Source organism: Bacteroides sp. AM54-2NS (assembly GCF_003602935.1).
Lineage (GTDB): Bacteria > Bacteroidota > Bacteroidia > Bacteroidales > Bacteroidaceae > Bacteroides > Bacteroides xylanisolvens.
Genome location: NZ_QTMZ01000009.1, coordinates 146,779 through 170,270 on the forward strand (window position 1 = coordinate 146,779; position 23,492 = coordinate 170,270).

The 23,492-nt window shown below is 42.1% G+C and carries 10 protein-coding genes and 2 pseudogenes; 2 read left to right on the forward strand and 10 right to left on the reverse strand.

The features are described 5' to 3' along the window. Nucleotides 1-61: 61 nt before the first annotated feature. The 3 genes and pseudogenes from DXA05_RS08335 to DXA05_RS08345 form a co-directional block, all read right to left on the reverse strand. Nucleotides 62-2,871 (reverse strand): annotated as a pseudogene (locus DXA05_RS08335) (ATP-binding protein). Nucleotides 2,872-3,063: 192 nt separating this feature from the next. Then, on the reverse strand, nt 3,064-4,272 hold the full coding sequence (locus DXA05_RS08340; RefSeq protein ID WP_009039047.1) for a hypothetical protein: 1,209 nt from the start codon (nt 4,270-4,272) through the stop codon (nt 3,064-3,066). Between the two features lie 43 nt (nt 4,273-4,315). After that, nucleotides 4,316-7,029: pseudogene (locus DXA05_RS08345) on the reverse strand (TonB-dependent receptor). A gap of 456 nt (nt 7,030-7,485) precedes the next feature. Between DXA05_RS08345 and DXA05_RS08350 the strand changes: the two are divergent. After that, a complete protein-coding gene (locus DXA05_RS08350; RefSeq protein ID WP_128859035.1) occupies nt 7,486-9,051 on the forward strand; it encodes an ATP-binding protein in 1,566 nt (521 codons plus the stop codon). A 26-nt stretch (nt 9,052-9,077) separates the two neighbouring features. Here DXA05_RS08350 and DXA05_RS08355 read toward each other — a convergent pair whose 3' ends face one another. Genes DXA05_RS08355 through DXA05_RS08370 form a run of 4 tightly spaced genes read right to left on the reverse strand, consistent with a single transcriptional unit; the run spans nt 9,078 to nt 13,301 of the window. Further along, the gene (locus tag DXA05_RS08355) at nt 9,078-9,974 is read right to left on the reverse strand and encodes an AraC family transcriptional regulator (RefSeq protein ID WP_004315639.1); all 897 of its coding nucleotides are present in this window, start codon (nt 9,972-9,974) and stop codon (nt 9,078-9,080) included. A gap of 34 nt (nt 9,975-10,008) precedes the next feature. Beyond that, complete coding sequence (locus tag DXA05_RS08360) at nt 10,009-11,349, reverse strand: mechanosensitive ion channel domain-containing protein (protein ID WP_117809234.1); 1,341 nt, start codon at nt 11,347-11,349, stop codon at nt 10,009-10,011. Between the two features lie 37 nt (nt 11,350-11,386). Further along, nucleotides 11,387-12,415, reverse strand: a complete 1,029-nt coding sequence (locus DXA05_RS08365) for a DUF4435 domain-containing protein (protein WP_032852879.1) — start codon at nt 12,413-12,415, stop codon at nt 11,387-11,389. 22 nt (nt 12,416-12,437) lie between these two features. Beyond that, a complete protein-coding gene (locus tag DXA05_RS08370; protein ID WP_004315636.1) occupies nt 12,438-13,301 on the reverse strand; it encodes an AAA family ATPase in 864 nt (287 codons plus the stop codon). A gap of 122 nt (nt 13,302-13,423) precedes the next feature. Between DXA05_RS08370 and DXA05_RS08375 the strand changes: the two genes are divergently transcribed. Next, nucleotides 13,424-14,341, forward strand: coding sequence for a DMT family transporter (locus tag DXA05_RS08375; protein WP_118194829.1), 918 nt, complete (start codon nt 13,424-13,426; stop codon nt 14,339-14,341). 91 nt (nt 14,342-14,432) lie between these two features. Here the strand turns inward: DXA05_RS08375 and meaB are convergent, their stop codons facing one another. The 3 genes from meaB to DXA05_RS08390 all read right to left on the reverse strand — a co-directional run bounded on the left by meaB (nt 14,433) and on the right by DXA05_RS08390 (nt 22,561). Beyond that, nucleotides 14,433-15,524 (reverse strand): methylmalonyl Co-A mutase-associated GTPase MeaB, encoded by a 1,092-nt coding sequence (gene meaB, locus DXA05_RS08380; RefSeq protein ID WP_004305376.1) that lies wholly within the window; start codon nt 15,522-15,524, stop codon nt 14,433-14,435. An 11-nt stretch (nt 15,525-15,535) separates the two neighbouring features. After that, nucleotides 15,536-16,603 carry a DUF1573 domain-containing protein gene (locus DXA05_RS08385; protein WP_004301426.1) on the reverse strand — a complete coding sequence of 356 codons (1,068 nt, stop codon included), beginning with the start codon at nt 16,601-16,603 and terminating at the stop codon, nt 15,536-15,538. Nucleotides 16,604-16,828: 225 nt separating this feature from the next. Continuing rightward, complete coding sequence (locus DXA05_RS08390) at nt 16,829-22,561, reverse strand: alpha-2-macroglobulin family protein (RefSeq protein WP_165861490.1); 5,733 nt, start codon at nt 22,559-22,561, stop codon at nt 16,829-16,831. Nucleotides 22,562-23,492: the final 931 nt, after the last annotated feature.

Sequence of the window (23,492 nt, forward strand, 5' to 3'; positions counted from 1 at the left end):
TCTATATAAAAGCCGCTTTTATTAATGAGGAAGGAAGATATTCACCTGCCTTATTACCACTCTACCGGGCACAGTTCATCTCTTCCGTCACGATCACTCCGGGAATAGTAAACCAAAACCTTGATCCTTTTCCTTTTTCAGAATCAACGCCAATCCGCCCACCTAATTGTTCAACGATGCTCTGACAGATAGAAAGTCCCAATCCTGTACCGTGTACAAAAGAATTAAGCTTCACAAAACGCTCAAAGATATGTGGCAACTGCTCTTTTTCAATACCGATGCCTGTATCTTCAACATAGAATTCCAATTCGCCATCTTTTAGTTTATATCCCACATGAATACTACCTTCAGAGGTAAACTTCATTGCATTGTTAACAAAGTTAGAGATCACCTGATGTATACGGTTACGGTCACTAATGACATGACAAACCGGAAGATGATCATCAAACACCAGTTCCACCTCTTCTTTCGCTTTCATCCCCATAGAGCGGACAATATCCTCACATAACAGATTTACATCTACATCTCCGTTAGTAAACTCAAATGTACCCGCTTCAATCTTTGACAAATCGAGTATATCTGAAATTAATTGCAACAAAAGTTCATTATTCTCACGTACAATCTTAATATACTCCTGACGTTCTGCCAGCTCTTCAGTTTCTACCAGCAAATCGGAGAAACCGACAATGGCATTCAGCGGCGTACGGATTTCATGACTCATATTGGCAAGGAAAGCACTTTTCAAACGATCCATCATCTCTGCTTTATCACGTGCCTGAATCAATTCGGCTTCAGTCTCCTTCAATTCTGTAATGTCATAATTGATACCGATGATTTCTATTTCATTTTCTTCCGGTTTATAATTGGTGACCATCACATTACTGCTGACCCAATTCCATTCGTTCTTCGTTCCGGGACGACGAATACGCATCTCCCCTTGGAAATGCCTCCTTTTTCCGTCTCTGACTCCATCATAAAAATCAAGGAAACGCTTACGGTCTTCGGGATGCATTTGGCTATAAACTGCTACCACCTCACTCAAAGGAATATCTTCCTCCTCACCTAAATTCTTATACCACTGTTTTATAGCATAACCTTTGCGGTTCAAGAGATTCAATTTAGCATATCCTACTTTTGCATAATCGGATATCATCAAGAAGAAATTCTCAAAATCACGAATACGGTTCATTGCATCAATACGCTCCGTATTGTCAATGCTTATTAAAATATATCCGCTGAAGTTGCCTCATTATCATATAGTTTACTAACCTTCGAATATAGTTCTATCACATTAGAACGGCTTGTCTCATAATATCCTCCTGCTTGCTCAAAAGAATAATTAAGTCTGAAATCTACTAAATCTTCATTCCGTACACGATCACGTATGTTCTGCGGCACATTCGGATTATCAAAGAAGTTAACTCCGATCACATCCGACTTATTCACTACACCGAATATCTCCAAATCCTTATTATTCAGGTCTATCAAATAGCCATCCTTATCGTAGATCTCTACTCCTGCCGGAATATTAGCAAATATGTTCTGAAAGAGCTTCTCGCTACGGTCCAATGCCCGGTTAGCTTGTACCGATCCTGTAGAATCGAGGAACAAACCGACTATTTCATCTTTTCCGGGAGAATAAATAACCCAATGCGTATACCGTTCCGTTCTTGGAAAATATTCATCTTTCTCCCTATAAGAATTACTATCCAGTATCTCTTCCAGAAAATTAAGTTTTTGGAGATAGTCAGGATGCTTTTCAGATGCCAAAGAACCAATATACGACTCCAAAGGAAGCCCGAAAAAGGTTGAACTGACCTCATTCGCATCCGTCACCCGATAATCGCAAGGTTTATTATTCTCGTCACGGATAATGGACATACGTATATATCCCATCGGCATAAAATGAAACAGATTATTTAGGAAAGTCTGTTCACGGATTACCTTGTCCTTAGTTTTACGCAACTCGATACAGATATTTATAATATTTCCCAATGAGGAGAACCATTGAAAATCTTCATTACTCCAGTCATGGTAGGTCTCAACCAAATCAATCCCCATATATCCCCAAACGCGGTCGCCTGTCATCAAAGGAGTCACCATTAACGATTTGATTCCCTGAACTACAAGAATCTGATATTCATCAGGAGCCTCTTCTAATAACTGCTCCAGTGTATTTAAAATAATCGGCTTGCCCGATAATATCTGTTCACTCCACCATTTTGACTCACTGGCAGGCATGTCCTGCAGATTGTCTATCTCTGCCGATACTCCTTCAGAAACAACTTCGTAGATACAACTATGATGGGCATAAATTTCATCGTATTCAAAAATATAAACACGACCTTTTCCATTATAAAGATTCAGAATATCTCTTAAAATATCTGCGATACAAGATTCTACTGCCTCATCACGTAGGAAACGAAGCAACGATTGCGAAACAAAATTCTGACGACAAAGCAAATCATTCACACGCCTTAATGCATCCCTTTGATCTTCCTCCTTGGGAGCCTCAACGCGCTGGATTATTCCGAAGGACTTATCACCTCCATCAACACCCGTACCCTTCTCACGAAAAGCCAGACGGGTATGCAGCCAAACCTCACCATATTTTGAATGAATCGGGAAAGTTTGTTCGTAAAAGTCCTTATGGATAGAAGAATTTGCCCGGAACTCCTGAGCAATCTGCTTGCGATAATCTTCACGTATCAGGTTTAGAAAATCCGAAGTAGAGATGGTGTCGCCGTCCAATCCCAAAAGATCAGAAAGATAATCGGAACATAAATAACATCCTGCCGTTAAATCTACTTCCCACCATCCGATTTGTGCAAGAGAAGCCATTTTTTTGTATCGCTCGTTGTCTGTTTGCATATTTTGTATCGTTGTAAAATAATAGGTTGACAAATATACGAAAAAGGTAATCACTGATACCATAAAGGAGCAAATAAAAAAGCTAAAAGAAGATTACGAAAACAAATAAATAGAATATGGGAGAATCTGTTTGTTACAAATTCTCCCATACCTCCTATTAAAAAAGATACACTTTGCTACTCTATATCTTATTTATAAGGAAGAGAAATTATATCCGCTCCAAGTGAACAGGGATGCATCTGCACCTGTATTCGTAGTTGGCTCGGTAAATGTATTCAATGTACCGTTCAGCTTATTCTTAAAGTTCAATGTATGGGTGATGCTGATGCTGGAAGCAGCATTTCCTGTACCTTTATTGTCATTCATATCAATCAAATCGATTGTACCGCCTGAACCTTTGACAAGGGCATTGGTGATCGTAGCTTTTGCTCCACGACGGATTTTAATCACATCTTGCATACGGTCTACATTATCCGTTGTATTGGCAGCATTATTTACGATTGTCATATTTTCAACCACAAAGTCCGACTGACGTAAATGATCCGGATAAATGCCATCCAAGTTACCATCTGCTTCAATGCCGCGCGGATCTGCTTCCGTACTGGTATAACCGCTTTCCCAAACACCATAGCAGTTTTTCAATTTACCGGAATATCCTTGAGTGAAGTCGAACATGTCATCATCCGGGTTCACAGCCAATAGGTTGGTTACATTCACCGTACCGCCAAAGAATTCGACGGCATCATCCGCACTCTCAAGAATGTAGATATTCTCGATCTTGGTACCGTTTCCAACACCGTTCAGTGTCAATCCGTTGTGCTCGATATCGGCAGTAGAGCGGGCACCGGCATAGCAGATTTTCACATAAGTCAGTGAACCGGAATTGTCATTATCGACATTACCACCGTATTTATAGTTGTTGTCGATTTCCGTCAGACCTGTATCACTCTTATTGGCGTTCGAACCGGAAATCGGAGCTTTACCATTGATAATGATTCCTCCCCAATAGCCGGATGTAGGGGTTGTTGAATTGGCAGTGAAAACAATCGGTTTATCAGCTGTACCGTCAGCATAAAGTTTACCGCCCTGTGCTACCAGCAGATAACTGCTGAAACCTTCGCGAGCCTTAATCGTTGTTCCGGCAGGGATATTCAGACGGCCTCCATTTTCAATGACTACCGTTCCGTTCAGAATATATTCCTTAGCTTCCAGTGTCTGTTCTCCGGTCAGCGTGCCGGACAGGATATTTTCGCCCACAACAATAGAACTACCGGTCCCACCGTTGTTTCCACCATCTCCGTTACCATCACCGTCCCCGTCACTATCACTGCTACATGCAGTCAATGTAAGTGCTGTTGCCATAACGGCAAACGTCATAAAGTTCACAAACAATCTTTTCATTTTGCTTTCATTATTAGTTAATAATCTTATTTCATCACCCGGCTTAGAATGTACACGACACTCCCAGGCTTATATTTATTCCTTTCTTATAATCATTCAGTATCACCTTTTCCCCGTTTTCGTTCGCTTTGCGGCTTAACTTATAAGAGGGATTCAGCAGGTTGCGGGCTTTCAGGTTAAGGGAAAGATGCTTGTTCAGTTTGGCTTGGGACACAAAATCCAGTATCAGTACTCCCTGCTCCATCACATCCTGATAACCCTGCGTGCCAATGGTATATATCTTATCACTCACATAATTAAGTACCAATGTATTGACAAAACTGCGTTCTCCTTTCGTGAAGTTATGCGAGAGATCGAAATTGACAATCCACGGTGCAGCTCCTTCCAGTTGCGAGCCAGTGGTAACCGTTGCCAAAGGCATTTTTGCATTCGTGTAGATATAAGAGCCATTCAATCCCAAAGAGAGTTTATTCATTCCGTGCGCAGCATTACTCACCGGACGGACAAACAGATTCTTACGTATTTCTATCTCCACTCCTGCCACGGTTGCCTTATCCGCTATATTCTCATAAGAAAGATAACCTCCGGCACTTGCCACTTCGATGCGGGATATCGGATTCTTAATCAATTTATAGAAAGCTGTGAGAGAAATCAACTCGGTCGGAGTGGGATTAAAGTCCCACTTCAGATCAAGGTTATAATGATCCGAAGGTTTCAGATTGGGATTCCCCTGACTGTTGAAGTTCACGCCGACATAACGGTAAGGAGATATTTCCTTTGCCTGCGGAAGCGTATATGTTTTACTAGCTCCCAGACGAAGCGAGTTTTTATCATTCAGATTGTATTTGAGATTCAAGCTGGGCAGGAAATAATCTTTTTGGATGGTATTGTTTCCTTTAGAACCTCCACGATTCACATTGTAATCCACTTCAATATCTACCTTGTCGTATTTCATTCCCAGATTCACAATCCAACGGGGAGTAAACTGGTAGGTAGCCTCGGCATAAGCGGAATGGATATTCTTTTTCACGGTATATTCATCTAAGTTCTTTTGTATCTTGAACCAGTCGGAAGCAAAGTTTTCCTGATTATAATAATCGTCAAGCGAGAAGTCGTCCAAAGAAGGATGGTAGAAACATGTCCTACGGTCAGGTTATACTCCGTAGCTTTGAAGTTATCATCTACGAATCGGCCTGTATATCCGAAACGGATATTCGAAATTTCGTCTATATTATCTTTCAGACGATAGACCAAGCCTGCTTTTACATTCAAGTCGTCTTCATCTAAAGTTGAGAAATAGCGCTGTTGTGAGTTGCCCCTTAGCAACGTATAGCCGTCTTCCGCTTTAGTCAGGTTATTGATACGACGATCCGGTTCATACCCTTTCACCATATTATAGGAAGCACCTGCATCGAGACTTAATGATTTGGTCAATCCCCAGTTAGTCATCAGTTGATTAACGATCAGCATATTATCATTCGTTTGTTGGCGACGGGTGAATCCGAGGTTTTCATAGTCGTCACTAAAAATCGAGTTCTTACCGTTGTAATCGCCCACCGACTGGGTATTGGCATGAATCATCATCAAATTATAACTGATGTGATGACGATTCTGCATATCGAAATCCACATTGGCAAGTGCCAGCTGACTGATATTCTCCGCATACTTCTTTCCATTCATATCTTTGTAGACCGTACCGCCGGTAGTTGTATTACGTATGATTTCATCCGTATACTGATAGTCCGTCGTATGTCCGGCAGTCAGGAAGAAAGAAAGTGGATTTTTGTCTTTTCCGACATAGAATCGTTTACCTCCGGAAATACTGTAACTCCGGTTGATTTGCAAATGTTGAGCGGAAGGGTCTAACTTATTTCTGAAGTTCCATGAGTTTTCATCGGCAGGTTCGGTGCGATTAGCAAAGCCCATGAAGTTCACTCCATCCTGTTTCAGAAAATCGGCTGCTACCGTTTGTGTATTCAAGCCACCGGAAATGCCGAATCCCAGATTACCGCTACCAATGAGTTCTTTGGATACGATATCAATGGTTGCCCCTCCGACATCGCTGCTGCCTCCCGCGTTGAATGCTTTATTTACGCCTACGGACTGAATAATGTCCGTACCGAAGAAATCAAGAGAGATATTCTTATATTCCGGGTCTTCGGAAGGAAGAGCAAATCCATTAAAAGTAGTTGCATTGTACCGGTCTCCCAATCCACGGACAAAGACATTTTTCACTCCGTCTTGTTTAGACACTCCGGCAACTTTCGTCACAGCACCTTCTGCATCCGAAACACCCTTGCGGGAAAGCTCCCTGACACCAACAGATTGTACGGCAATGACTGCTTTTTGCTGTTCGAGCAACAGCATATTCTCATTTTCCCTATTCTTCTTAGCTACAACCACCACATCGGCAAGTTCCTGTGCATCGGTTTCCAACTCCAGATTCAGTATCACCTGTTTTCCATTCTCCACACGCACTTTATGGCGCACTTCTGTTTTGTAGCCTACATATTTAATCTCAATATCATACATACCTTCCAGAATGCCCATACTGTTCAATTCGAAATTGCCCTCCATATCGGTCACTGCTCCGGCTTGAGTTCCGAGCAAACGTATCGTAGCTCCTATCAAAGGTTCCTTGGATAGTTTGTCTTTCACAGCTCCTTTAATCTTGATATTAGCAGCCAATGCAGGAAGTACACACAACAGGCAAAAGAAGGCTACCACTGAAAATCGGATAAGAAATAGTTTTTTCATCTAACTTTGCTCTACGTTTTAATTACGTCGGCAAAGATAGAGGGTGAGCATTACAACTATAAGACGAAATAAATACAATCTATTGAAAGAGTCATTGCAAGATGATGACAAGATGTTACAAACGTATTATCAATCAGTTACGCTATAACTTTAACCTGTTTATAAGCAAATTTAAGACCAGAACTTCACTCTTTTATCTCTCATTATGCATAAAATTAATCGTCTGATAGTTGTGAGAAGGTGAAAATTCTGGCTGATAGTGTATTTCTACCCGCTTGTCGTCAAAGATATGTTTCATCGCTTTTCAATGCATTACGCAAAGAAACACCGATAGCTCCTTTCCCACTAAGTATATATCCAACGTTGGACTTTCTTAAAAAAAGAACAGGCATAATTGACTTGAAACTAAATATCATTATCTTTGTGTATGTTTCACGCTAAAAACAAATATGCGTCATGGAAGAGAATTTCAGAAGATATCCGATAGGAATACAGAACTTTGAAGATTTACGCAATAATGATTGTGTCTATGTTGATAAAACGGAATTGATTTATCGTTTGACTCATACAAATAAAGTCTATTTTCTAAGTCGTCCCCGACGCTTTGGGAAAAGTTTGCTGGTTTCTACACTAGAGGCTTATTTCCTGGGAAAAAAAGAACTGTTTCAGGGCTTGGCTATGGAGACTCTGGAAAAGGATTGGACGGTTTATCCGGTATTACACTTTGATTTTAGTGTGAGTAAATATATAACCGCTGATATGCTGTCAGCCGTTATTAACCGCCAATTGCTTTTATGGGAGAAAATTTATCAACGGGAAGAAGGAGAAACGACTTTCAGTTTACGTTTTGAAGGAATTATTCGTCGTGCTTACAAACAGACGGGTAAACAGGTGGTGGTATTAATAGATGAGTATGACTCACCAATGCTGGACAGCAATCATAATGATGAAGTTCAAAAGGAAATACGTAATATCATGCGGGATTTCTTTAGTCCACTGAAAGCCCAGGGACAGTATCTTCGTTTCTTATTATTGACAGGTATCAGCAAATTCAGCCAAATGAGTATCTTCAGCGAGTTGAATAACTTGCAGAATATCAGCATGAGGGATGATTACAGTGCTATCTGCGGCATCACCGAACAAGAACTGCGCACGCAATTGCAAATTGATATTGAACAAATGGCCCAAGCCAACAAGGAAACATACGAGGAAGCCTGTGTACATTTGAAACAACAATATGACGGTTATCATTTCAGTAAGAATTGTGTAGACATTTATAACCCATTTAGTTTATTCAATGCATTTGCGCAAAAGAGTTATGAGAATTTTTGGTTTTCGACCGGTACTCCCACTTTCCTGATAGATATTCTGCAAGAAAGCGATTTTGATATCCGGGAACTGGATAACACGACCGCCACCGCCGAACAGTTTGATGCACCTAGCAATAGAATCACCGATCCTCTTCCGGTGCTCTACCAAAGCGGTTATCTCACAATTAAGGGATATGATCCGGATTTCCAACTGTATACACTGGCTTATCCCAACAAAGAAGTAAGAAAAGGATTTATCGAATCGCTGATGCCCGCTTATGTGCATCTGCCTGCACGAGAGAATACATTTTATGTAGTGTCCTTTATTAAAGACTTGCGTATCGGTCATTTAGAGGAATGTCTGGAAAGACTGAAATCTTTCTTTGCGTCTATCCCGAATAAACTGAACAACAAGGAAGAGAAACATTACCAAACTATCTTTTATCTGTTTTTCCGGCTGATGGGACAGTATATAGATGTGGAAGTGGATACAGCCATTGGAAGAGCAGACGCGGTTGTGAAACTTCAAGATACCATCTATGTTTTTGAATTTAAAGTAGATGGTACACCCGAAGAAGCATTAACGCAGATTAACAGCAAAAAGTATGCTATTCCGTATCAGGCGGATCACAGGAAAATAGTTAAAGTAGGTGTAAACTTTGACAGTGCCACACGAACGATTGGTGAATGGAAGATAGAACTCGGGAATTAATCACCGAGTTCATAAAAGAGAATGCGCTAAATCAATTTCTTTTTCTTCCGGTAGTTCTCACGAAACTCTTTAGGCGAACAACTCTTTTTCTTCTTGAAGATCCGGTTGAAATTGGAAAGGTTATTAAAACCGCACTCATAACAAATCTCAGCGATAGACATCGTAGAATCTACCAGCAACCGGGAAGCAAAGCCCAGCCGAATATCAATGATATAATCAGAAAGATTCTTGCCTGTACGCAGTTTGAAAAAGCGGCTGAATGACACATCCGTCATCCCAACCATATCAGCCAACTGCCCCAGACGTATTTCTTCCTGATAATGTGTATTGATGTACTCCTGCACTTTCTGCACACGCCGGCTGTCCGAATGAATATCTATCTTGGCAAAAGACGAACTGGACAAGGTACGCGCTTCTTCTTCAAAGAGAGAAAGTTCATACAGGATTGTCATAAACTTAATGACCGCATAAAATCCTTGCTTCTCGGAAGCAAGCGTATCCAGCAACGGATATATTTTGAGTATGGCAGACATCGGGAAACAAAGCCCTTTTTGTGCTTTATCCAGCATCCGGCGGATAGAGTCGAACTGATTCTTATTGATAAAGCTCTTAAAGAAAAGATCGGAAGAAAACTGAATCGTAATCTCCCGTATCTCTTTCGAATGGCAGTCGTTCTGTTCCCAGACGTGTTCCAAATCTTTTCCTGTTATCAATACCAAATCATAATCACCTATCACTTCGGAAGAGTCTCCTACAATCCGCCTTACTCCGGCAGCCTTTTCGGTGAAGTTCAATTCAAACTCGGAGTGGTTGTGTATAGGATAAGTGAATTCCGTTTTATAACGTTCCGCAATGTAAAAGCAATCCTTATCTGACAAAGGAGTGATTTCACGGATAATCTGGTTGGATAACGGTGTAGTCATAGTAATTACAATTTATAAGCGTTTTATCGTTTGATTAGTTTTCTATCTTTACCCCTATCCGATGCAGGTCTGCCCCCGACGGGTTTTGGAAGACACGCAAGTCGAATTCGGGAATAATGGCAAGCACATGATCGAAAACATCTGCCTGTATGCCTTCGTAGGCAACCCATACTTTATTGGCAGAAAAGAAATAAAGTTCCAACGGGATACCGGTTTCGGTAGGCTGAAGCTGACGTACCATGCAGGTCAGGTCTTGGTTGACAGTAGGCAGATTCTTCAGATAGTTAGTCAGATAGGCACGGAAAACTCCCAGGTTTGTTTGCCGGCGTCCATTCACTAACACAGAGTTGTCGATATGATGTTCCTTATTATATTCTTCCACTACCTTTTCCGTTTCATCCACATAGTCTTTCAACAGTTGTATCTTCCGGTATTTTGCCAACATCTCCGGTGTACAGAAATGCACACTGGTCATGTCTATATTGATGGAACGTTTCACACGACGTCCGCCGGATTCCTGCATTCCCTGCCAGTTTTGGAAAGAATCACTAATCAATAGATAAGGAGGAATGGTGGTGATGGTATTATCGAAGTTACGTATTTTTACGGTATTCAATGTTACTTCTATCACCGTACCGTCCGCACCGTATTTCGGCATCGTGATCCAATCACCCACCTTCAGCATATTATTGGCGGAAAGCTGGATACCGGAGACAAATCCCATGATACTGTCCTTGAAAACTAACATCAGAACCGCAGCGGAAGCTCCCAATCCGGTCAGCAACACCACCGGACTTTGCTTTATCAGAATACTGATAATGATGATAGCTCCTATAAAGAAGAGAATGACTTGCGCTGTCTGCAAAAGCCCCTTCAAAGGTTTGTCTTTATATTGTTCACGCGCGCTATATACCAGATACACAGCCGTAAACAAAGCACTGACGAAGCGAAGAAAGACTGCAAGGATATAAATCATGCAAAGTCTTCGAAGAAAATCAAGCAAAGCAGAGTCTGCATGTTCGGGGAAAGCAATAGGAATAGATATATAAATCAATATAGGCGCCACCATCCTGCTGATGTTCACCATTACTTTATCATTAAATACAATATCATCCCAAGTAGCTTTTGTCTGTCTCACCAATTTAGCCACGGTACGCAGAATAATCTTGCGGCAAATCAGATTGGCCAGTAATGCTATTCCAATAATAAACAATAAGATGATAAAGTTATCAATCTTATCAGCCATAGCTTCATCCACTCCCATCGAGAGCAAAGCATGATTCACTTCTTGTATCACCACATTACCTGCTTCTTCCGGTTGCCCGTTTGCCAATGCCACACTCACTGTATCAACCACTTCTTTTACTTCTTTCATAAGCAATCGTCTCTCTCTTTTTTAGTTTTTCTTTTATTTATGATCTCTGTTTCTTTTCTTCTTTATTCTTTCCTTCTTCCAAATATTCACTGATATCCTGCCGTAGCCAATCATAATGGAAGAGCCTTTTGTAGGCTACATTCTTCTTGAGCATGATTTCTACGTTCACCTGGCTGTTCTGATAACAAGTCAGTTCGTTTTTGAACTGTTCATTGTGTTCGGCCAGCCGCTTGATTTCCTGTTCCCGTTCACGGCGCAATACGGTGCAGACTGGAATCAGTAGTTTCATTACCACATTATCCATCACATGGTGTCCCTGCATATACAAGTAAGTAGTTTCTGGCACCAAGCCCAGCTCTTTAAATTCAGTCCGCAATCCATTCACCTGATTGATGTTATGGGGAAATTTCTTTTTCAACTCTGCCAACTTCTGATTAACCCGTTGTTGAAGGGATTCCAGACTCTTTTCCGGATGCCGGAGATTAATCTCGCGCAAAGAAGTATAAGTATGGAAATCGTACATGGGGAAAGTGTAAGTATCCCGTTGGCGATAGAACCATACGTTCCAGAGGAAAAGCGGATATACTATTTCAGAGTACTTCTTCAGGTAGAAGTTGAAATCTAAAATGGAACGGTCATTCAACGTAGCCTGCACACATACTTCGTGAAGGCTTTCGGCAAAACAATGATAGTTTTCAATAGCATAGGTATAAGTCTGAAAAATATACCTGTTCCGATTGATTTTACGGGAAGTATTGGTAGCTCCCTGCAACAGGAAATCATAGTCACTGTCCACACAGGCAATCAGACTTCTCCCCAATTCGGCTGTATTCAGCGTGTTCATGAGTACCATCTTTTTTCCTTTTGCCAGGGAAGTGGCCGAAGGAAGCATCACTTGGAAATAGTGTTCGTCGTCTTCAAACTCTTCAAGCAATGTGCGCCAGAAAGCGATGTCGTCATAGCTTTCTACGTAAGCGATGATACGTCGGCGGGCTTTCTTCGGATAAAGCTTATGGGCGGCATTGAAATAAGAAGAAGTCAGATTATCTCGTAGTGAAGTTGCCATTTGTTCTATTACAGGTTACGAATTACAAATTACAGTTGGGAGAATCCTTGTCGAGCTTGTGCCCTACGGTGGTAGATATATCGCTTACTTCTGTCACGGCATCCAGCCAGCCTTCCATAATGACGGCAGGCGAATGGGTAGTCAGGATAATCTGCACATTCGGATTCAGTTCACGTATCATAGCAATCAGTTTCTGCTGCCATTCTATATGAAGGGAGGCTTCCGGCTCATCCATAAACAATACACAATGGCTGTTGTCCTGCACGAGTACGGTCAGCAGGATAACCAGCATTTGCTTTTCACCGGACGACAGTTTATAAGGGAATAATAGTTCGCCATCCTGATAGAAAGCGATATCGTTCCGTTTCCGGTCTATCTTTTTGCGTGTATAGCTGAACAGTTCGTCAATCATATCCTGAAAACGACGTTTGGCTACAGATAATGTAGCTGCTTTACGACGCTCTTCTTCATCAGTGCTGGAAAGCATTTCAATCATCTTATTACCAATGTTGACCTGATAATCGAGGTAACGGCGTTGCAAGAGATAGAGTTGCCAGTCCAGTTCAGACTTTACATTCTTGTCGGCCATGCGGGCTGTGAAGTCACCCATAATCAGGGGACGGTCGTAGCTTCGGATGACGTCATAAGGAATATAGGTTGCCTGGGGATTGTCGAAAAAGAGACGCACTCCGTTCTTCTCGTCACTTTTCATTTCACCGGAAAGTTCTTCGAGGTATCCCACCGAACGGTTCAGAATGGTAGTCTTCCCCACTCCGTTGATGCCGGAGAGGATGTTCACATCGGGACGCAAATCCCATCCTATATTAAAGCGTTCCCATAGTCCGTGTATCTCGATACGACGGATATAATTGGCTTGTTGTTCCATAATATTCAAGTTTAATCAAGGCAAATATAAACAAATCATACGATAAAAGACTACCTTTGCAACCGTTTTCTCTATTTGATTGTTAATGATATCAGAGATATGGTAAAATAAATAGTATCAACATGGACAAAAGTAAGAACCTGTATGGTCATTTGTTTGCGCTTACAGCAAACGTTATGTGGGGATTAATGTCTCCCATCGGTAAGTCGGCTCTTCAAGAGTTTTCCCCGATTTCTGTTACTACATTCCGCATGGTAGGGGCAGCAGCCGCTTTCTGGATCCTTTCTATATTTTGCAAACAGGAACATGTGAACCATCAGGATATGCTGAAAATCTTCTTTGCTTCACTGTTTGCGCTAGTATTCAATCAAGGAGTGTTCATCTTCGGGCTTTCTATGACTTCTCCTATTGATGCTTCTATCGTAACTACCACTCTACCGATTGTAACAATGGTTGTAGCGGCCATTTACTTAAAAGAACCTATTACCAATAAGAAAGTAATGGGGATTTTTATAGGTGCTATGGGAGCGCTCATTCTCATTGTGAGCAGCCAGGCAGGAAGCAACGGAAATGGAAGCCTGATTGGCGACCTGCTTTGTCTCGTTGCGCAAATCAGTTTCTCCATATACCTGACTGTATTCAAGGGATTGTCTCAACGATATTCGGCAGTAACGATTAATAAATGGATGTTCATATATGCTTCGATGTGTTACATTCCGTTCTCCTATTATGATATTTCTACGATTCAATGGACTTCTGTTTCCACTGTCGCCATTCTACAGGTACTTTATGTCGTATTAGGAGGTAGTTTCCTCGCGTATCTCTGCATTATGACTGCACAGAGACTGCTCCGTCCTACGGTAGTCAGTATGTACAATTATATGCAACCGATCGTGGCTACGATTGCAGCAATCGCGATGGGTATCGGAAGTTTCGGCTGGGAGAAAGGGATTGCTATCGCACTTGTATTCCTAGGAGTATATATTGTGACTCAAAGTAAATCGAGAGCTGATCTTGAAAAAGCAGAAAAGTCTCATTAATAGTACAAGCGGGTAGAAAGACTGAACGTTTCCTACCCGCTTATGCCAAATGTATTCTTTAAGAATCAGAATCTTATTATCATTTAAAGTCTCATTTCAAATCCTCAAAATAAGTATCGAGCAGACTTCTTGCAGCTATAAACGAAGTCAGGTTGCCTTTCAATACCTGCTGTTCTTTTTCTAAGAGCATTGTTTCAATCTTCGGATTATGATAAAAGCTGTCACGAAGTTGTTCATTGATGCTTTCATACATCCAGTATTTACTTTGTTCGTTGCGGCGATATTCAAAATAGCCGTTTTCTTTCACGAAGTCAATGTATTCGTAAATCATGTCCCAGACTTCCTTCACTCCCAGGTTATAAAAACCGGAGTAAGTCAATACTTTGGGAATCCATCCGGATTCAGGCGCAGGAAACAGATGTAATGCATTACGGAATTGAGTGGCAGCCAACTTGGCACGTTCCAGATTATCTCCATCGGCCTTATTGATAACGATACCATCCGCCATCTCCATAATACCACGCTTAATTCCTTGCAGTTCATCGCCCGTACCGGACAACTGAATCAACAGGAAGAAATCAACCATCGAGTGAACAGCCGTTTCGCTCTGTCCCACTCCTACTGTCTCCACAAAAATCTTATCGAATCCGGCAGCTTCACAAAGAATAATCGTCTCACGTGTTTTGCGTGCCACTCCTCCCAAAGAACCAGCTGACGGACTAGGGCGGATGAACGATTTAGGATGTACGGAAAGCTGCTCCATACGGGTTTTATCGCCCAAGATACTGCCTTTACTACGCTCACTACTAGGGTCGATGGCCAATACCGCCAGTTTGCCCCCCTTTTCGAGCACGTGCAGACCGAATACATCTATGGATGTACTCTTTCCCGCACCGGGAACGCCGCTGATACCAATCCGGATCGAATTACCGGAAAATGGCAGACACTTCTCTATGATTTCCTGTGAGACAGCCTGATGTTCAGGCTTTACGCTTTCCACCAATGTCACAGCCTGACTCAATATGGTGACATCACCTTTTACGATACCTTCTACAAACTCTGCTACTGAAAGTTGGCGTTTCTTAGGTTTCCGCTTTAAGTAGGGATTCACAGATGAGGGTTGCTCAATGCCTTTATTGACAACAAGCCCCTTATATTCTTCACTATTTTCAGGATGTTCCATAATCATAGGATTTAGCGTTTGATATTGATTTCAACTTTCGGGCGTAACGGATCATTTGTTATCATCAGGATACGTAAATGATGCTTCTTATTACCTACGTCACGCTTACGAATAGTTACTTTGAGCTTCGTCATTCCATCCGGAGGAAGGACTGTCTTTTTCAGGCTCACTCCTACCGATGAATTGAATACCTGCAACTTACTGATGACTAACGGAGTCTTTCCGGAATTGGCTATCAATATATCATGGCTTACCTTATTCTTCTTTATCAACGGGATACTAAGATCAATATCCGTTTCCGAAATGTGCATGGCAGGAGCGTTCAAAGAATCTTTTTCCGTCATACGAGAGAAGTCGGGAAGAAGAATGGCCGAAACCGGTATTTCATTATCTTCGCTCACCTTATCACCGGAGAAACGGGAAAGGTAGACAGAAGTCTGTGTCAATCCGTAATCTTTTAGCTGGCTCGCATCCAGCGTCAGTTTGATAGTTCCTTTCTTGCCTTTCAACAAGACTTTGGGTTCCGCTTCCATTTTCAGATAAGGAGGCAGATGCATCAATACCGGTTCGTAAGGACGATCCGAAAGATTGGCGATATCGAAGGTCAATGAAGGCTGCTGTCCGCGATAGACATCGGGGAAAGCAAACTCATCACGATCTAAACGAATATTTCCAATTGTATAAGGAAGTAGCTTTGTATAATCTTTTATTTCCTGCACTACTTCACCGGTAAACTTCAGATAGACCAAGCTCGGACTGGCATTGCTATATATTCCTATCGACTTTTCAAAATGTCCTAACGCTTTTGCGTCAAAAGAAGCTTTTACTACTCCTTTTCCTCCCGGGGCAATCGGTTCTTTGGTCCAGTCGGCCACGGCACAGGCACAAGAGGTTGTGACGTTGGTCAGTACCAATGGCTGGTTTCCCGTATTAGTGATGGTATATTCCACTGTCACCGGACGTTTCCACTCAATTTGTCCGAAGTTATGTGTCTCTTTATTTGAAGAGATACGAGGTTGGGCAACGGCTGCCAAAGCGACAGTAAGTAAAGATAATATAGATAGTAAACTACGTTTCATGCGATATTTTTTATTTTGGTGCACAAATGTAGGGGTTTTAGATGAGTTTTTCACCACAGATTACACAGATTAACACAGATTGACGAAAGAGGATAATTCTCTCCATCAAGAGGTATCAAATAGATTCAGGCACGGATTACGCCTATTTTACGATTTCAGTTTATCTAATGAACCGTAAAATCGGCATAATCCGTGCCCGAATATTTCTCTTACAAATGTCCTGCGTTACTCTTTAACGTCTACCGTCATCGAAGCAGAATGTGAAGCATATTCTGGTGCGTATGCACATTGCATGGTTGCCAGACCTGTTTCGTAAGTTCCTGCACGGCTGACACGGTAACTATATTCCAATACATAGACTCCTTTTCCTAAATGATCGAAGAAGAAATTGGTCGATGCATCTTTGATGTCTACGTAATAGCCCAGTCCGTTGTTCCAACGATAGCCGGAAATGCTGCCGATCGGTTCGAAGCAAGCTCCCCGCTGATCTTTCAACTGCACAAAGTCCATCGGACGGTCTACACGGATGCTCAAACGGGAAACGACTTTATCACCTACCTGAAGAACAGTTTTCGCTGTTATAGGCTGCAATTGAGGGACATTATTTACCATACGTTCCACATACAATTGTTTCTCTACATTCAACTCACCACCCTGTTGTTTCACATCACTGATGGGGGATTCAAATTCTGCATATACAGCTCCCCAGGCGATACCCGGATTTCTCTTTTCCACTTCAATCTTACGGGCATCCACCACGCTCTTCTGTGTGAAAGAACGTTTGATATATCCCAATCCGGGAACAGTTGTTTTACTCGGAGCAACCGTTTCCAGCACTTCATTAGCAATTACAATCCGTACATCTCCCTGATTGTCGAGCAAGTTAACACCTTTCATCAGCAATGCAAATACCGCGTCGGCAGTAGCTACCGGAGAGTTCCATTGTTGTGTTTGCTTTTGCTTCAACAGCCAAAGTTTCATTTCTTCCACGGTATCGCTGTTACCGCCTATCGCCTCCAATGCTTCCATCACATCTACGTGAGCCTGCATCTGCATTCCGCCCCATGTATACGGATTCTCGTTGAAAGCAAAGAACATTCCCTGTTCATCCGTCTTGGTCAGGAATTCTTTCAGAGAAGCGACAAATTCCTGTGCTTCTTTCTTGCGTCCGGCTTTATCCAGTACAATAGCGGCAATCGCTTTCGTATCCATCGAAGGAGAAGTAAGCAGTTCTCCTACTTTAGAAAGATAATAGGTATAAGCAGCTTTATTGGCAGCAGGCACCTGCTCTCCGGAAATAGCGATGAGATACAAATATTGCAGAATACTGCCCGAAACACCGGTAAATTTCACTCCTTCTTTCTGTGCTTTCAAGATTTCCTTATATTCGTCTAAAGCTGATTGATGAAGGTAAGTGAAAGCATTTTGTTGCAAGGAGAGAGCTGTACCTGTTAATTTCTCACCTGTCAACATAGCCAGACGGGCATTCAGTTCGGCGATATAGGCAGTGACATATCGGCTGCCGGTCATTCCTTTATACCAAGACCATGCACCACTTGCGTTCTGCAACTCCTGTAATCGGGTCAAAGCCGCTATATTATTGCTACGGATATTATTCAAATCAAACAAAGTGGCGATACGTTCTTTCTGTTGCTCTTCCGTTTGCGCTTCGAGCACCCAGGGAGATTCGGACAGAATAATATTCTTCACTTCCTGATTCTTTTGCAGATTGCTCAAGAAGGTTTCTTTCGTACCTCCCTGCAATTTCCAACTTTCAAACACTGCTTTGATCTTCGGCTGACTGTTCATAATGAACGAAGCCAAGGTATTTGCATAATATGCCGTAGCCCAGGAGATCGCATTATTGCTTGTAGGAAGACTCAAAGAAGGCAATGCCTGAATAGCATACCAGGCCGGATTTCCTGTAAACTCGACAGTCAGTTTACGGTCGGTTGCCGTTTTACTTTGTTGGTTGAACAGGCGGTCGAGTGAGAAAGTACGGGTTTCTTCTCCACGTACAGGCATTGGAAGTGTCTCTACCAAATGTTCTTTATTGCTAAGCACCGGAAGCAACTGTTGTTCTCCATCGCTGAAAGTACCGCTGTCGGCTATCATCCGGCATCCCAATATTTCGTATTTATCACTGACGGTAAACTGGAAGCTCACGCCAATCGTCTTTCCGGCAACAAGGCTGAATTTCTGTTTTTGTGTACTGATTACTTTCTCCGTCATCGGATCGAAAAGAATCAGAGTTACTGTTCCAGCTTGCGGCTTACCAGTCATATTAGAGATAGAAGCTGCAAGAGAAGTCTTATCTCCCACACGTACAAAGCGGGGAAGATTAGGAGTCAGCATAAATTCCTTACTCGTGGTAGCTTCACCGTCCAATGTTCCCATCAGCATCCCTTTCGTATGAGAATATCCACGGAAGTTCCAACGCGTCAGACTTTCGGGCATCGTAAAAGAGAACGAGATTTCTCCCTGTTCATTGGTACGAAGTTGCGGATAGAAGAAGGCTGTTTCTGCAAGATTTGTACGCAGGTTGGCAGGAGCTTCGGGAAGCATTTCGCTGTCAGACGATTCATCCGCTTTTTCTTCCGTCGATACTAATTCCGATTGAAACTCCACATTATTCACGGCATCAGCAGCCATAGCCGATTTCATATTTGGTGCACTAACATCCATCGCCGAAACACTGCCTGTCAACGTCATCTTTCTTGTCGATCCATATCCTCTCACCATCACTCCGGCCAATTTTCCTTCTAAAGCAATTCCGATACCATACCCCGGCTGCATCACAAAACGATCATACGCCAATCCCGGCACTTTAAGGCTTTTCGTATTCCACCAGTAATTAAATGAATTATTGCCGGAATATCCGCTCATCCAATTAGAATACGGAACAATCTGACTATAGAAGATTTGGAAATTCTGCTGACGGTTCCATATCTTATCCAGTGAAGCATCATACATCGTTGCCAGCATCTCCGCATTAGCGGCTTGTCCTTGTGGCGTTTTAATCGTCAGTTTCCATTCTTCCTTCTGTCCGGGACGCAACTTATCGCGGAACACTTCCCACTTCATAGTCAATGTCTTATCCGGCACACGTCTGGTCAACCGGGCATGTTCCTGATAAACCTGTCCATCTCTTACCATACAGAAATTCACAAACACACCGTCACCATAACTCTCCTGATATGGATATTCGAAGCGAACAATCGTATCAGACAAGTTCAACATCTTACTTTCCAGCAGTTTATCACCGGAGAATACATTCATCATCACATAAGTATCCTTTTTCGACGTACCGAAGCAGAATACAGCCGGATGAGTCGCATCAAATTCCATATTTTCTCCATAGAACCAAACCGTCGTTTCAACAGGCGGACGTTTGTCCTCAATGGAGAAAAGAATCGTGTTAGTATCAGTAGTCACTTCCTTGCCCTGATTATCTTTCACCGATGCTTTCAGTACATAAGGGCCCGAAGGAAGATTCTTCCAATCGAGCGTTATTTCTTCGTTAGAAGTAAAAGTTCCCGTTAAAACCGGTTTCTCTTCCAGTTGTTTGAAATCCTGGTCTTTGGCAGGATATAAGTAATAATTTCCTTTCACTTCCACAGGTTGTCCATTCAGGTTTTGCACGTTAAACATCGTGTCGAATGGTTTATCCTTACAAGTCTTATCATGCAATTCCACCTGCAAAACCAACGAACGATTTCCGGCCGAAATGACATCCGTAGAAGATTGTGTTTCACCCGCCACATTGGTAACAGTAGCTTCAATGGAATAGCGATAATATACTTTATCATCATTCTTATAAGAGTCACTTTCCTGCAGGCGGACCGGTATCGTAAATTCTCCGTTCTCATTGGCCGTCACTTCACCGGAAGCAATCTGCACCGATTCCGCAAAGCGCCAAAGGCTATATGTAGAACGCATCACCTTATATTTTACCGGAAGATCCTGAAGCAATACACCGCTATAAGATTCTATCTTGCCTTTCACCTGCACTTCATCTCCCAACTTGTAACTTCCCTGTTGCTTTTCAAAAGTGATGTCAAATGTCGGACGTTTATAATCTTCCACGCGGATACTTGTACGACCTCTTCCTGCCTTCAACGAGAACATTCCGTTCAGGCAAGCTGAAGGCAACGCGAAATCAGTGGCAAACGAGCCGAACTCATTGGTGCGTACCGACTTCTGCCCTACTTCCTGATTATTTGCATCCAATAAAGTAACCATATATTCCTTGTTCGGAAGCACATCCGCCGTATCTGATTTTTGAGAATAGGCAATTCCTTTCACATACACCGTCTGTCCGGGACGATACAAAGAACGGTCAGTCAATAAAGTCATATTTTCCGCCACTTTATCTTCGTCACCGTAATATCCGTAACTTCCTGCATAGATACCTTGCTTCGGCATCGCTGTATCCGTACCCTTGGAGGCTTTCAAATAGCGGTATTCAGATTTCCAGGGAAATACCACCTTACCATCTTTGTCCGTCGTAAACTCTTGCAAAACTTTTTCATCGTTACTATACATCGTAACTTTCGCATTCGAAATAGGATGTCCCGTCTGTCCGTCCAACGTCACCACTTGATATTGTTTTTCCGGCAGACGACAAGTCAACACCTTGAAACGTGTTACATCAAACTTGCTTTCACTGTCTCTCTTCGCACGAATATCCGGTATGATACGCATTACGTAAGCTCCAAGTTCAGGAGCTTTGAACGTAAACACCGTGTCCTGTGTCCGGTAATCTTCCGGACGAATTACAGAGTAATGTTGTTCTTTTATCAGTTTCTTCGCCTGATAAATCCGGACGGTGAAGCCATCCAGATTCTTATGTGAGGCTCTTAGTTCTATCTCTTCGTTCGGGAAAGCCTGATCTGCTGCATAGACATTCAAATAAGGAGCCAATATCTCTTCCCGAAGATTTTTCAGAGCATTGATTCTGTCATACCCCGGATAAAGACGAATCGCCTCATCGCAAAGCTGCAATGCATTAACCTGCTGTTGCTTTTCAATAGCATAACGGGCTTGTGCCAGGTACACTTCAGCACATATCGGTTCCGAAGCATATTTACTTTTCAATGTATTCAATGCTTTCAGGTAAGTGTCATCCGTCAATACCAAAGCCTCTCCCTTTGCTTGAAGAGGTCGGATATACCGTTCCGCTCCCCGTCTCCATTCCAAATAGTTAAGTGCGGTCAACACATAACCTTCTTTCAATCCGGCTGCTTTATAAGCAGAAAGCATATTTCCGTAAATAGCTATTATATCCTGTTTCACCGGATTTACGGCGTTCGTTTCAGTATACCCGCTACCTAGTTTTTCCACTTGCAACAGAGCATCAATTCCACGGGAAGCCAATAGATGATAGAGGTCATGGTGATAATATTCACTCGTTTTCCCCAGTTCTACGAAAGGGATATAGTCGCGTGAAGAAGTTTTGAGCAGTAACACAGAGTCAGCCAAGGCTTCTTTCACATTTGTCCGCACTTTTTCTACAAACATATTGGCGGTCCACTCGCGTATATCCGCAGAAGGCGTTTGACCTACAATTTCCGTCCGTTGGCGAAGTTGCCACTGGTTGTTGGCAGCATAATTTGCATAAATTCCGGCTATCAGAGAATGCAAAATAGCACGGTCCATTGGTTGGTCGGTTTGTTTCACCCACTGTTCCAGTCCTTTCAGACCAGCATAAAGACTATCCGGATTCAACATTTCCCGGTATTTCATCCGCCACGCGTATGCTTTGAGCATCTGCGGAGAGTTTTTCTCTTTTTCCCCTTTCTGATAAATCTCATCAGTCAGTTTTATCACTGTCTTAGGCAAGCTCTTTTTCTCTGCTTGCTCCACTTCTTTCCATAATTTGTCGAAAGTCTGTGCCTGCACCGCCGGAATCACTCCCAACCATAGTAGCACCATCATACAAATTTGCTTTACTTTCATAATCTTTCTAGTTTAAGTTCGCTATAAGTCTCACTCTATAAATAACAAAGTAAAGAAATAAAGTTTAAAGATTTGTACTTTTTAGCTTAAAAAAAACTTTTATCAAGCTACCAACCTTATACTGTATCGTATAGACGTTAGCTCATTAGCTGATTCACTTTAGAATAAAAAAATATTATTCGGTTTGTTATTTAATTGAATAGTTCATTTTTGCACTATTTTCACCACAGAGGACACGGAGGGCACAGAGGTGAATTGGGTTTATGACTTACGCTTGTGACCCTAATTTTGATGCGTAATCCTTCCTCTATAAAGTTGAAAAAACATAAAAACATCTGCCACCTGCAACCAAACGCGTGTAATACACTAGTTGACAAATAGTTGGAGCGTTGCAGATACTGTGGCAGATAGGTTGCAGATAAAGTATCTGCAACACAGTATAAACCTTACATAAGCTAATTCTCTAGGAGGGCAAAAGTTTATTGTATACATTGACTTCCCGTTTCCAGGCGGGGAACTGTCGTTTCCGGCATTAGAAATTACAGTTTCCACGGCAGGAAACGAGAGTTTCTAAGGCGGGAAACGACAGTTTCTACGTAAGGATACTGCCGTTTCCCCGTAGAGACACCACAAATTATCCATAGAGTCACCCCAATTATCCCATAGCTTTGCATCAAGGAATCAAGGCTTTTTCTTTGATTATATAACGTGCGGCAGATACTTTATCTGCAACCTATCTGCCGCAGGTATCTGCAACGTTCCAACTATTTATCAATTAGCGCATTACACGCTTTTCGTTGCAGGTGGCAGATGTTTTTATGTTTTTTCAGGTTCTTCGTCAAATTTGGTGGTAATCTCTTTTTTATTTCGATGGTTTTCCTCTTCTTCTTTCTTAATCCTATAAAAAGTTGTAGATATGTTTGCTTTTTAG

Coding starts and splice junctions, on each gene's coding strand:
- DXA05_RS08340 (WP_009039047.1), bottom strand. CDS start 4,272: ATGAAAAGATTGTTTGTGAACTTTATGACGTTTGCCGTTATGGCAACA.
- DXA05_RS08350 (WP_128859035.1), top strand. CDS start 7,486: ATGGAAGAGAATTTCAGAAGATATCCGATAGGAATACAGAACTTTGAA.
- DXA05_RS08355 (WP_004315639.1), bottom strand. CDS start 9,974: ATGACTACACCGTTATCCAACCAGATTATCCGTGAAATCACTCCTTTG.
- DXA05_RS08360 (WP_117809234.1), bottom strand. CDS start 11,349: ATGAAAGAAGTAAAAGAAGTGGTTGATACAGTGAGTGTGGCATTGGCA.
- DXA05_RS08365 (WP_032852879.1), bottom strand. CDS start 12,415: ATGGCAACTTCACTACGAGATAATCTGACTTCTTCTTATTTCAATGCC.
- DXA05_RS08370 (WP_004315636.1), bottom strand. CDS start 13,301: ATGGAACAACAAGCCAATTATATCCGTCGTATCGAGATACACGGACTA.
- DXA05_RS08375 (WP_118194829.1), top strand. CDS start 13,424: ATGGACAAAAGTAAGAACCTGTATGGTCATTTGTTTGCGCTTACAGCA.
- meaB (WP_004305376.1), bottom strand. CDS start 15,524: ATGGAACATCCTGAAAATAGTGAAGAATATAAGGGGCTTGTTGTCAAT.
- DXA05_RS08385 (WP_004301426.1), bottom strand. CDS start 16,603: ATGAAACGTAGTTTACTATCTATATTATCTTTACTTACTGTCGCTTTG.
- DXA05_RS08390 (WP_165861490.1), bottom strand. CDS start 22,561: ATGAAAGTAAAGCAAATTTGTATGATGGTGCTACTATGGTTGGGAGTG.